This is a genomic window from Gracilibacillus halophilus YIM-C55.5, assembly GCF_000359605.1.
Classification (GTDB): domain Bacteria; phylum Bacillota; class Bacilli; order Bacillales; family Amphibacillaceae; genus Gracilibacillus; species Gracilibacillus halophilus.
The window spans coordinates 1-13,533 of sequence record NZ_APML01000041.1; the positions used below are offsets into that span (position 1 = coordinate 1).

At 36.9% G+C, this 13,533-nt stretch carries 10 protein-coding genes and 1 pseudogene; 9 read left to right on the plus strand and 2 right to left on the minus strand.

Annotated features, from left to right (window positions below; all coding sequences use genetic code 11):
- The 6 genes and pseudogenes from J416_RS09795 to larC all read left to right on the plus strand — a co-directional run.
- Positions 1–676 (plus strand): alpha-L-arabinofuranosidase C-terminal domain-containing protein (locus tag J416_RS09795; RefSeq protein WP_003469889.1); only part of this gene is annotated, 676 nt, incomplete at its 5' end.
- Positions 677–1,453: 777 nt separating this feature from the next.
- Positions 1,454–2,386 (plus strand): carbohydrate ABC transporter permease, encoded by a 933-nt coding sequence (locus J416_RS09800; RefSeq protein WP_003469892.1) that lies wholly within the window; start codon positions 1,454–1,456, stop codon positions 2,384–2,386.
- Positions 2,386–3,225, plus strand: coding sequence for a carbohydrate ABC transporter permease (locus J416_RS09805; RefSeq protein ID WP_003469894.1), 840 nt, complete (start codon positions 2,386–2,388; stop codon positions 3,223–3,225). Before J416_RS09800 ends, J416_RS09805 begins: the two co-directional genes overlap by 1 nt.
- Before the next feature lie 27 nt (positions 3,226–3,252).
- Positions 3,253–3,882 (plus strand): YesL family protein, encoded by a 630-nt coding sequence (locus J416_RS09810; protein WP_003469896.1) that lies wholly within the window; start codon positions 3,253–3,255, stop codon positions 3,880–3,882.
- A 249-nt stretch (positions 3,883–4,131) separates the two neighbouring features.
- Entirely contained in the window at positions 4,132–5,463 is a 1,332-nt protein-coding gene (locus J416_RS09815; RefSeq protein WP_003469899.1) for an ABC transporter substrate-binding protein, read from the plus strand.
- 173 nt (positions 5,464–5,636) lie between these two features.
- Positions 5,637–6,310 (plus strand): annotated as a pseudogene (gene larC / locus J416_RS09820) (nickel pincer cofactor biosynthesis protein LarC).
- A 103-nt stretch (positions 6,311–6,413) separates the two neighbouring features.
- Here larC and J416_RS09825 read toward each other — a convergent pair.
- Positions 6,414–8,723, minus strand: a complete 2,310-nt coding sequence (locus tag J416_RS09825) for a helix-turn-helix domain-containing protein (protein WP_003469907.1) — start codon at positions 8,721–8,723, stop codon at positions 6,414–6,416.
- Positions 8,724–8,755: 32 nt separating this feature from the next.
- Entirely contained in the window at positions 8,756–9,448 is a 693-nt protein-coding gene (locus J416_RS09830) for a YesL family protein (RefSeq protein ID WP_003469910.1), read from the minus strand.
- 392 nt (positions 9,449–9,840) lie between these two features.
- Between J416_RS09830 and J416_RS09835 the strand changes: the two genes are divergently transcribed.
- From J416_RS09835 to J416_RS09845, 3 genes are all read left to right on the plus strand, one after another.
- Positions 9,841–11,382: an extracellular solute-binding protein gene (locus J416_RS09835; RefSeq protein WP_003469913.1), complete on the plus strand. Its 1,542-nt coding sequence runs from the start codon at positions 9,841–9,843 to the stop codon at positions 11,380–11,382.
- A gap of 252 nt (positions 11,383–11,634) precedes the next feature.
- Complete coding sequence (locus J416_RS09840) at positions 11,635–12,588, plus strand: ABC transporter permease (protein ID WP_003469916.1); 954 nt, start codon at positions 11,635–11,637, stop codon at positions 12,586–12,588.
- A gap of 34 nt (positions 12,589–12,622) precedes the next feature.
- On the plus strand, positions 12,623–13,507 hold the full coding sequence (locus J416_RS09845; RefSeq protein ID WP_003469919.1) for a carbohydrate ABC transporter permease: 885 nt from the start codon (positions 12,623–12,625) through the stop codon (positions 13,505–13,507).
- Positions 13,508–13,533 lie beyond the last annotated feature (26 nt).

Consider the following 13,533-nt stretch of genomic DNA (forward strand, 5'->3'; position numbering starts at 1 on the left):
CCTATATACCGAAGAATTAATTCAAAACCACGGCACTATTATGGATAAGTACGACCCTGAGAAACGAATCGGTATGATTATAGATGAGTGGGGCGCATGGTATGATGTAGAACCAGGCACAAACCCAGGCTTTTTATATCAACAAAATACGATTCGTGATGCGCTCGTAGCAGGTGTGTCTTTAAATATTTTTAACCAACATAATGATCGTGTTCAAATGGCCAATATTGCTCAAACGATCAATGTGATTCAAGCTATGATTTTAACGGATAAGGAAAAAATGATTCTTACACCGACTTATCATGTATTTGAAATGTATAAGGTACACCAAGATGCAGAAAGACTTGCATTAGATGTTGAGACTGATACCTTTGGCGAAAAAGAATTGCCGCAAGTAAGTGCTTCAGCCTCAAAGGATGATCAAGGTCATGTTCATATCACGTTATGTAATTTGGATAAAGATCGTACAGCAGATGTGACCATTGATCTTCGTGGTATTCATACAGATCATATTACAGGCCGAACAATGACGGCTGATGAAATGGATGCCCATAATACGTTTGAAAATCCTAACCATGTACAGCCGACAGAATTCAATCAGTTCCAACTGAATGGGCAAGAGTTAATAGCTCAATTACCAGATAAATCTGTGACCTTGCTTACCATTAAGCCATAATGAGACTTTTCATAGAAGCAAGAACAAGTTGAATATCTCTTGTAAAAAGGTTATACGATTAAGTACGAATCTATAGAAGCAATAATTATTGAAAGAGGCTAGGAAAATACTAAATAGCAAGAGCGAGAATCCGAACAATTTTACATTAAGCGTAGGCAAAATACGGAGACTCCTGCGGGAACGCACGAGCTGAAGATCCACTGTGTGAAGATGGACTTTTCACACAGTTAGCTGAAGCCGTGCCCCGCGGTATAGGATACACTGCGAAAGTTTACTTGAGCAGATGTTGACTTATGTCCTATGGGTAAAAGCGAAGTATTTTGCCTAAGCGGTATGTGAACTTAAACTTTAATGTTCGGATTTTTCCTTTCTAATTACTCTTTTGTCCAGCCTCTTTCTTTTTAATGACAGAAAATTGTGGAATTTGCACGGATTTGTAAAAAAATTTACGATCTTTGGTAGAAAAGCATTGAAAAAAGATATACAGTTATATATAATAGAACCAAGCATTACTTATACGTACGATTTATATTTATGAATGGCACGTATAAGTAGAACTCTAATAAGTTGGTTGATTGTCAAGTGCGATGTGTATATTGAAAGCGCGTGCAGTGTGTAGCGACATTTGATGTATGTTTTGAAGGGGGAATTAGAAGGGAGTATAGCTTTCTATATTTTTAATCATTTGAAACCGTTTACGGAGCGAGAGTTTTGTATCGCTTTCGTCACGTTTTCGCTGTTATTGACTAGATTGATAGAACATAAGGAGGGGGAAATATGGCAAGTAATCAATCTGTTGAAACGATGAATAAAGGACAAAGTAAAATTGGTAAGTTTTTTAACTCGAAAAAGGTTGTCCCATATATTTTCGTTTCACCATTTATCATTTCATTTTTAATTCTAACTGTTTATCCTGCGATTCGTGGGATTACAATGAGTTTCCAAAGCGTTTTACCAGGACAAGTCGAATTTATTGGATTAGAAAATTACGCACGAGTCTTTAATTCAACTTTTTACCGAGCGTTATTAAATACCTCGATTTATGTGATACTGACGGTCGTCCTGTTGACAATTCTACCGATTATATTGGCGGTCATCTTGGATTCAAAGTTTGTAAAATTGAAAACGCTATTCCGGGCTTCTTTATTCATGCCGGCTTTAGCTTCCACAATTGTTGCAGGTATGATCTTCCGTCTGATGTTCGGTGAGACAGAAACAGGTGCTGCCAACCAAATATTAGGGTTGTTTGGTGTCGATCCCGTGAATTGGCGGTATCACGCTTGGTCGGGTATGTTTCTGATGGTTCTATTGTGTGTATGGCGCTGGTTAGGTGTTAATATTTTATACTTCTTAGCCGCTCTACAAAATGTACCGCAAGAACTTTATGAAGCAGCTGATATTGACGGCGCATCTATTTTACAGAAATTCCGATATGTTACATTACCATTTTTAAAACCGGTTACAGTATTTGTTGTGACAATTTCGATTATCAATGGGTTCCGGATGTTTGAAGAAAGCTTCGTATTCTGGGAAGCTGGTTCTCCAAACAATATTGGTTTAACGATTGTTGGATATATTTATCAACAAGGTATTCGTGAAAATGACATGGGATTCGGGGCAGCAATTGGTGTTATACTCATGATCATTATCTTTATTATCAGTTTCATTCAATTACTCATGACAGGTGCATTTAAGCGAGGTGACGAATAATGGAAAATCAAAAAAGAAGTACACTTTCATGGTTAGCGAATATTGGGATGGCGATCGTATGTTTAATCGCTCTATTTCCTGTCATCATGTTAGTGATTTCCTCATTCCGGCCGTCATCTGAAATCATGGCAACAGGGATTAGTTTGAAATTTGACTGGTCGATGATGAATCTAGATAACTATACGTATATCTTTACGCAAGCAGCCGAGTATTGGCAATGGTATACGAACAGTTTAGCGATATCAGCGATCACCATTGTATTATCGTTATTCTTTTCTTCCATGGTTGGCTATGCGATGGCCGTGTATGATTTTAAAGGCAGAAACTTGTTTTTCCTATTTGTTGTCTTTATCTTAATGGTACCTTTTGAGATCTTAATGTTACCTTTATTCCAAATGATGATTAATTTCTCACTTGTAAACACATATACAGGTGTTGTGTTACCGATGATTGTAGCACCAGTTGCTGTTTTCTTCTTCCGCCAATATGCATTGGGGCTGCCGACACAGCTTATGGATGCAGCACGAATTGACGGTTCAACTGAATATGGCATTTTCTTTAAAATTATGTTGCCACTCATGACACCTTCATTAGGTGCAATGGCTATCTTACAAGGGTTAAACAGCTGGAATAACTTCTTGTGGCCACTCATTGTATTGCGTTCAAATGATATGTTTACATTACCGATTGGTTTAGCGACACTACTTACGCCATATGGTAATAACTATGATGTGTTAATTGCTGGTTCAGTGATGACAGTCATCCCAATCATTATTTTATTTATATTCTTCCAGCGTTATTTTATCTCTGGTTTAACAGTTGGTGGCGTCAAAGGTTAAGAATCTATTATAGAAAGGGGTATACAGGTGTTTGGACAAAATTTAGTGAACTCCTTAGATCATATGCTTCGATGGATAATAAAAATTGCTTGGCTAAACGCTTTATGGATTGTCTTCACCTGTATTGGGCTGATAGTAGCGGGGGTTTTCCCTGCTACTACAGCTGCATTAGGTATGGCACGAAAGTGGAATCGTGGCCAAACGGAAGTATCAGTATTGAAAGAATACAAACAGTTATGGAAAGAAAATTTTTGGCAAGCAAATGCCGTAGGTTGGATTATGACGGTCATTGGAGGCGTCTTATTCTTAAATTATCAGGTGCTTAGACAATTAGAGAATCAAATACCTATTATCGTTGTGTTTGCTTTCTATCTAGTGATATTCTTTTATTTTATTACGCTCGCGTGGGTGTTTCCTATGCTTAGCCATTATCAAACAAAAATATGGCAGTATGTGAAAAATGCTTTTATTATCGGTATTTCTAAATTACCGTACACCATCGGTATTTTATTTGGAATGTTTGTAATTATTTATTTTTCATTAGGTTTCCCAAGTTTATTGTTATTTGGGACGGTGAGCTTAATGGCTGTATATATCATGTTTGTTGGTAAACTAGTGTTTAACAAAATCGATAATCAAATAGGCGTACAAAACTAATATGTACGAATGAGTTAATAAAAATATTAATCTTCATGTAATAAGTTTAAGGAAAATGTTATGTAAGTTATTGACGAATTTGTAGCTTAGTGATAACCTATAATAAAGCGGTTACAAAAAGGGCGTACGAATTAGTGATTAAACTAACTTGTACGTATAGGATTTGGGGAGGTGGTCAGTAATAATCATAAAAGATAGCGGAAATGATCATCATTAACCAATTAATTTAAACATAGGGGGTAAATAAATATGCAAAAAAAGGGTTTATTAGCACTATTGTTTAGTTTCATAGCTATGGTTTTAATTGCTTGTGGAGGTGGCAGTGATTCAGGCGGAGGAGCCGACGATGTAGAAACCGTTGGTGACGATATTGAAGATGCAACTGAATTAAAAGTATGGGTGTTTGCAGGGCAACACGTAGATTTCTATAAAGATGCTGCAGAACGTTGGAACGAAGAAAATTCCGATCGTCCGATTAAATTGACAGTAGAAACATATCCATATGACCAAATGCACAACAACTTACTATTAGCACTGCAATCACAGGATGGTGCGCCAGATATTGCCGATATTGAAATCGGACGTTTTCCAAACTATATGGAAGGTGAACCACAATTACTATCAATGAACGAATATGTAGAACCAGAATTAGATAACTTTGTATCCTCTCGATTTGACGTATACGCAAAGGATGGTACGTATTATGGTTTACCGACACACGTTGGTGCATCTGTAATGTACTATAACACAGAAATTATGGATCAAGCAGGTGTAGATATTAACTCGATTGAAACTTGGGAAGATTTTAAAGCAGCTGGACAAAAAGTTGTTGACAATACAGACGCAGTGATGACTAACTCATTCCCAGGTGACTATATGCCTTATTGGATCAGAGTGTCTCAGCAGAAATCGCATTTCATCGATGAAAACGGAAACATCCAAATGAATACAGAAGAAAACGCACAAGCACTACAATTAATGCAAGATATGCAAGACCAGGGCATTGCTGAAGTAGCCCCAGGTGGAGCGCCAGCTGTTGAAGAGTATTACTCCTATATGAATGATGGAGGAGCTGCAGCAATTGGTATGCCGATTTGGTTCATGAGTCGTTTTACAGATAACATGCCAGATCTTAAAGGCAAAATGGCTATTCAACCATTGCCAACGTTTGATGAAGATGATAACCGTTCTGCGGGTATGGGTGGTACAGGTACCGTTGTGACAAACCAAACAGAACACCCAGAATTAGCGAAAGAATTCTTAGCATATGCGAAATTAACGAAAGAATCCAACATCAAATTATGGGAGATTTTAGGGTTTGACCCTCCTCGTCACGATGTATGGGATGACCCAGCACTACAGGAAGATAATGCATATTATGAATTCTTTGGTGACAATATCTTTGATATCTTAACAGAAATTAAAGATGACATTGCGCCAGTTCATATCACTAATCAAACGCCTGATGTTGCTGATCAATTGAACTTAACGACACTCAATAAAGTGTTACGTGATGGAGAATCAGCAGAAGAAGCATTGCAAGCAGCACAAGAAGAACTTGAATCATCTCAAAGTGAATAAAAATTGTTTATTAACTGTCCATCTATTTTGAATAGATGGACAGTTTTAACGTGATTAGATGATTATTGTTTCAAAACGATCGTAAACCATTTATGATAGATATAGATTGTAAAAAGTAGGTGATAGTAATGAGAGTGCTTTATTTTGATTGTTTTTCAGGAATAAGTGGAGATATGACGATTGCTGCTTTGCTTGATGCAGGTATTCCTGTCGATGTACTTGAAGATTCGTTACATAAATTGTCTTTGAACCAGGATTATGAATTAAACGTATCTCGTGTCGTCAAAAATGGTATCTCGTCATTATCTTTTGACGTAAAAGCAGAATCACATCATCACCATCGACACTATCATGATATTGTCCAATTACTTGAAGAGAGTGATCTACAGCCATCAGTCAAGCACCATGCCGTAGAAATGTTTCGACTCGTTGGTGAAGCTGAAGCAAAAATTCACGGAAAGCCGATCAATGAAGTACATTTTCACGAAGTCGGAGCGATCGATTCCATCATTGATATGGTTGGCGTAGCATACTCATTGATTATTTACAAATAGATCGAGTGATTGCTTCTTCTATTCCGGTTGGATCAGGTGCTGTTCATATTGATCATGGCGTCTATCCCGTGCCAGCACCAGCAACCTTAGAAATTATAAAGGGTGTCCCACTAAAGAAAAGTGATATCCAGACAGAACTTACGACGCCGACTGGTGCCGCGATTGCTAAGCACTTTGCAGATGAATTTTGTACAATCCCTCATATGACTGTTTTACAAACAGGGTATGGGGCTGGGACGAAAACATTTGAAAATCATCCCAATATTTTACGCGTCTTGATCGGTGAAGCGTAATTGATCCAGTGATGAATCGAAAAAGCCAAAACACGAAACTAATGCGGGAAAGGAACTTTTTGCTTTCCCGCACTAGTGATGTGTTTTGACGCAATGGGTCACTTTATGCCTGGCGTGCTTTATAACGGGAACGATACTTCCCTGGTGTAATGCCTTCTAGTTTCCGGAATGAACGTATGAAATTTTGTGAATTATTATATTGCAATTGTTCTGCGATTTCTTTAACTGACATGTTTGTCGTGGTTAACCATTCTTTCGCTTTACTTAATCGAAAGTGCAATAAGTACTCGCTAAATGAATAGTGTGTCTCTTTTTGAAAAATACTGCTTAAATAATTTGGATTGTAATGAAGTTCAGCAGCTACAATATCCAAAGAGAGATCCTCGTTGTAGCGATCTTGAATCAGTTGTATCATTAGGTCTGAAATCTTTTTGTTTTTGGATTCAGCTCTTGCTTCTGCATGGTCGATTAATGGGAAAATAATCGCTGATGTCAGCCAATTTCGCAATTCATGAAATGTATGAAAATCTTCTAAGGTAACAGTTAACTCCTCGTATTCTACAGTTTGCTTAGAAACCCCTAGTAATTCTCTTAATTCAACTAATTCATAAAGTAAGCGAGAAATATACAGTTCCATTTGTTGATGGTGCATATCATGCTTTTGCAAGTAATCGAAAAATGCTTGCGTTTCCTCAATTGCTGTCGATTTATCGCTGAGTTTAATCGCATCTAATAAACGATTACGGATGCTCGTAGGATAAGAAGCAAGTGTTGTATACTTTCGATTTAGATTCTCATAGAAAATAATGGACCTGTATCCGAGTTTTAAGCGATATTTTAAGGCTTCCTTGCTTTCTTTGAACGATTTCGGTGCCTCTATTAACGAATCGAATGGTTTGCTTATGCCAATACTGGCTGATAACCCAAAGAATTCTTGAATATGTTCTTGAATGATTTTCGCTTTTTGATTGATAAAATGAGTATATTGGGCGTCATCCTGACAACGACTCATGAGAACGGTCACTTGAACATCATTAATCACGACAGGTGTCAGTCGATCATTTGTAGATATTAAGTCTTCAATTAAATTATTAATGGCAAATAAGAGTAGATCTTGGTCGCTGTTCTCAAATTTACTGTTTTCAACCGAATCAATTTGTAGAGAAAAGGTCGTCAGCCATGTACCATTTGCGATGTCATAATTGAAATTTTTTAATTTTAATGGCAGTTCGTGTTGGCTCACTTTTCCTTGTAACAACCGCATGACAAATAATTGCTTTAACTGATTAATTTGACTTTGCATACGGCGCTCTAGTTGATTGTTTTTGTTGGATAATTGATTAATATGAGTCTCGATAAGTTCAAACTCATTTTGGTTTCTATTATGCTCAGGTAGAGGGCTATCTTGTGTGTGATCAATCGCTAGCTTTAATTTTTTAATCGGTTTGTACAGTATTTTGCTTCCAATAAACGAAATAATCATGGACAGTACCAGTAAAATACCGCAGATCCATATGGTAACCCAACCAATAGCACTAGATTTGTTGTGTAAATCGCCCATCTCTACGAATGATAAATATGTCCAATCATTGTAGTCAGACACACGATAGGATACTTTATAATCAGTCTCCTCAATCTCGAAATTAAACTGTCCTTGACCGGAGTCTTTATGAATGGACTCTAATAAAGAAGGTGGTAAGTAACTCTGTTTGCCAATTACGTTTTGATTACTGTGGGCAATCATTGAGTCACTTTCATCCAGTACAATAAATGATTCCATTTCCGTTTTTTTAGCCATAGTTTCGTCAAGTTCACACGTAGGGATTAATACACTGACCATTCCGCTCGGGTTGGAATTACGAATGGGTAACTTTTTCACTAAGTTTATATACTGTGGGCAACTTTTCTTTGTAGCATTCGGTAACTCAATATTTTCAGCATTTTCCACTTTCCAGCTTGATTGTTCTGCTGTATTGATATAATCAGAATAGATGGTGTCATAGTCTTCGTGGGTTAGATGTTGTAAGCCATCATTATTAATTAACCAACGATGTTCCATACTTACCAAAACGATGTCTTCAATACCTGTATCAAGTGTTTGTAAATGGTTTAAATCACTTCTCAGCTTATGAAAATCCGAGAATGTTGCAGCTTTCATATCTTGTCTTAAATAATGTTGTGTTTGCGCACTTCTGACAAAATAGGTAACCGATAAATCAACGTATTCTAAAATTTGTTCTACGTTGGTTTGAATTTGGAAAATGTTTTGTTTCTTTTCTTCTTCTGAATAATTGATAATAGCCGCAGATGATTGTTGGTACGAAAGAACACCTGTAATAATAACAGGGACGGCACTTAAAATGATAAAAAATGCAATGAGTTTATAATAATGATTCGTCGAAAATTTTTTCATAAGCATCGATCCTTCGCTATCATTCTTTGAACTTATCCGTTGTGATTATAGTTTATGTCTTGTTGCTTCAAAGTAGTAGTTGACTCTTGTGTTTCGGCTTTTGCTTCTTGTTGCTGTTTTCGTGCAAGTTGTGTAAATCCAAGATGAGCAAAAAACATAATGATATAAGCGCTTACACTAAAGCTGAAGACAAAAATGATCCCAGGATAACGGAAGGATGCAACATATATTCCGAAAAGTATGGTGAGACAAGCGATGGAATAATGTAAGTTTGTAGCACCAATCAGCACGGAATATTTAATATATTGCCAGAATTTTAAGTGATAATGCGTGAAAACTGGTCCAATATACATTAATAGTAAAACGTAGAAAAAAGACGCGATAATAAATAAACCAAAAAGGATTGGATAAATTGGGCTTGTATACATAAATCCCGTGTAGCGTACATTGACATAAAGTAAAAATGCAAGTATAGCGATAACAATCATAAATAAAGTAGAGATTTTAAATTCCTTTTTGTAAGTGGATAGAAAAGTGTGATAAATAGATATATCATATTCTTTTCGAACCCATTTGCGCACGACAGTGAACATGCTGATAGTAGCTGGCATGATGCCGAAAATTAAAAGGCCGATGGCTGTACCAAGTATCCATAAAACATTTAACCAAGCAAATCGAGTTATCCATAAAGAGATTCGATAAAAACCTCCCCACAAACCAGTCATTTCCATATGATCACCTGAATTCCTTTCTATATGTTTGATGAAAAAATAGAGTATATCGTATATGATAAGGATACAGCAAAATAACCTAAAAATAAACAATTTTATAAAGCGCTTTCAAAAATAATCATTTTATAAGCATGAAGAAACCCTTAAGCCACAAGGGGAGGGGCCATGTGAATGAATCAAAATAATCATTTTATAATGAAATAAAGGCCTTAAATATATTGATGATTATTTTTGTAAAAAAGTAAATAAAAGATTGAGTTACAGCAAGGGTTTTCCTATTTTATGAAGAAGTGATTATATACATTCATTTATTAATCACATAACATAAGAATTGTACGAAGCGCGATTGGCTACGTACAAAAAATAAAATTTGGAGGGTGGTTCATTTGAGTAGTTGGAAAAAACTATTGGGAGCGATGGCGTTATTATGCTTAGTATTGTTCGCAGTTGCATGCGGCAATAATGAAAGCGCTTCAGAAGACAGCGAGGAAAATACAAATAACAATGAAGAAAATGGAGGTGAAGAGTCTGGAGAATCATCAGAACCGTATTCATTTGAGATTATGGCAAACTTACACACACCTGAAGTACCCGAAGAAACGATATTAGAAGAAATCGAAAGCAAAACGAATACGGACATTGAAATTCAATGGGTGCCCGATAACAACTATGAGGACCGTCTGAATACAGCGTTTGCTACCAGCTCGCTTCCACAAGCGGTCTTTCTGAAAAACCAATCGACGTTTATTCAATTTAGAGATGCCATTCAAGATGAACAGTTTTGGGAAATCGGACCTTATTTAGATCAATTTGAAAATCTATCTAAATTGAAGGAAAATGTATTGGACAATACACGTGTAAATGACAAGCTTTATACGTTATATCAAGGGCGTCCATTATCTCGTCAAGGTCTCATTTATCGTAAGGATTGGGCAGATAATTTAGGACTAGAAGCGCCAACCAATACAGAAGAGTTTATGGAAATGGCGCGAGCATTTACAGAAGATGATCCTGATGGCAATGGAGAAGATGACACATTTGGCTTAACGGATCGAAGCGATTTAATTTATGGTGCATTTAAAACCGTTTCTTCATGGTTTGGCACACCAAACTATTGGGGAGAAAAGGATGGACAACTACAGCCAGAATTTATGTTTGATGAATATAAACAGACGATGGACTTTTTTAAAGAAATGCATGAAAACGGATACATCAATCAAGACTTCCCTGTAACAAGTAAAGTCGACCAACAGGAATTTATAAAAAATGGCACAGCTGGTATGTATGTTGGGTCTATGGGTGATGTTGGTAGCCTTTATAACGACGCAGCAGAAATCAATCCAGATGTGGAGTATGACGTTCACAATAACATTGCTGGTCCAGATGGCGAATTTGGCGTATGGGCGATACCTGGTTATGGTAACTTAGTTATGTTCCCGAAAAGTTCAGTTGAAACAGAAGAGGATTTACTGAAAATTCTTGAATTCTTTGATCAAATGATGACACCAGAAGTCATTAACACGGCTTACTGGGGCATTGAAGGTGAACATTATGAAGTGAAAGAAGATCGCGCACTACCAATTGGTGAGCAAGCAACAAGAGACCGTGAAGTTAAACCATACCAAGCACTTGAAGTTGGTGAGCCTGAAACGAATGGCCGCTATGAAGGGTTCTTTGATTATGCACCGAAAGCAAAATCAGAAGAGTTATTTAAAGACAATGAAAACTATCTCATAGAGGATCCAACGATTCCGTTGTACTCAGAAACATATGTGAGTGATGGTGAACGCTTGCAACAAATTATTACAGACGCGACATACAATTATATTTTAGGTGAAATCGACGAAGAAGGATTTGACGCTGCTGTAGAAGAATGGAGAAGCGAAGGCGGCGACGCGATTATAGAAGAGTATAACGCTTCTGAGTAATCAACAGTCATTTTTGAGCCTTTACGATATATTCGTAAGGGCTCAATCCTTAATCAAGCAATGATAACGAGATACTCATTATGTTACTTGAGTTGCTTTTATTAATTTAAAAATACAGCCAAGTGCTTGTCTATCAAGGGGTTAGTAACTCGTAAGATAATGATTATTTACGTTATGACATCTGACGGTTACGCTTAATGTAATCGATACAGGTGACACTATTTTACAAATTCTGAAGAAAGGATGCTGTGTATGGAATCATCAACGGCTGTTCCAGTAAAAGAATTAAAAAAGCAAAGAAGGTCTGAAGTTTGGCGTCAGATTAAGAGGAATCGATTAATATATTTAATGATTCTTCCTGGGATTATTTATTTTCTTATCTATAAATATTTACCGATGTATGGACTCATCATCTCCTTTTTAGACTATAAACCATATCGCGGAATTATGGGGAGTGAATGGGTAGGACTTGAGCATTTTCAACGATTGTTTACGAGTTCGGAATTTTGGATGATCTTTAAAAATACGTTAGTTTTATTTGGGTTACAAATATTTGTCTATTTTCCTATTCCGATTATTATCTCGTTAATGCTTAATGAAGTCCGACACAGCTTGTTTAAACGAGGGGTTCAAACCTTAATATATATTCCGCATTTTATGTCTTGGGTTGTAATCGTTTCCATTTCGTACGTGATGTTGACGTTAGATGGCGGTATTGTGAATGAACTTCTCGATTATTTTGGTATTGGCAAGATCAACTTCTTATTAAATGAAGATTGGTTTCGACCCATGTATATTTTGCAAGTGATCTGGCGAGAAGCTGGCTGGGGGACGATTATTTTCTTAGCAGCCATTACTGCAGTCGATCCGCAATTATATGAAGCAGCCAGAATGGACGGGGCGAATCGATTCCGACAAATGTGGCACATCACGATACCAGCGATTCGTAACGTGATCATTGTATTACTGATTCTAAAAATTGGTGATGTTCTTGAATTAGGATTCGAACACGTATATCTATTATTAAACTCATCCAACCGAGATGTGGCAGAAATTTTTGACACCTACGTCTATGTAGCTGGTTTGCAACAAGGGCAATTTAGTTATAGTACGGCTGTCGGTTTCTTTAAAGGGATTGTCGGCTTAATCATGGTCGTATTTGCCAACTGGCTAGCGAAAAAATTCAACGAGGAAGGAATTTATTAAGAAGCGAAACATTACAGAAAATGAGGTGACGAGAATGGCGAAAAAGAAACAAAGAATTTCGATGGGCAGTAAGTTATTTGATGTGATTAATTATATTCTGTTAGCTCTATTAGGATTAATCACGATTTTGCCTTTTATCCATGTGGTTGGGAGTTCATTTGCTACAAGTGCGGAAGTAGCTAATACGAAATTTCTATTATTCCCGACTGAATTTAGTGTAAATGCCTATAAATATATTTTTTCAACAGATACCATTTTCCGAGCGTTAGTCGTATCTGTGATCGTAACCTTAGGCGGGACGTTGTGGAGTATGCTCTTCTCGACGTTAACGGCTTATGGTCTATCAAGAACAGATTTAGTTGGAAGACGGGTCATCAACTTTATGATTGTGTTTACGTTGTTATTTAACGGTGGGATGATCCCAACTTTCTTGGTTGTTCAGCAAACAGGATTGCTCGATTCATTATGGGCGCTAATTATCCCTGTAACGATTAATGCATTTAACATGATCATATTGCGAAGCTTTTTTATGAATTTACCTCCAGGTTTAGAAGAATCAGCAAAAATTGATGGTGCCAATGATTTTGGGATTTTGTTCCGAATTGTCATTCCCATTTCATTACCTGCGATTGCAACGATTTCGTTGTTCTACGCAGTGACCTATTGGAACACATATATGCATGCCATCCTCTATTTAAGTGATGCTGATAAGTGGCCGGTACAAGTATTGTTGCGTCAAATCGTAGTACTAGCAAGTGGTATTAATTATGACGGCCAAGATTTTACCGATGTGCCACCACCTGAAGTAACGGTCAAAATGGCGACGATTGTTGTATCTACTTTACCGATTCTATTGGTCTATCCATTCTTACAAAAATATTTTGCCAAAGGTGCACTATTAGGATCAGTGAAGGGATAAGTTAAATAAGGAAAGAAGGGAATGCC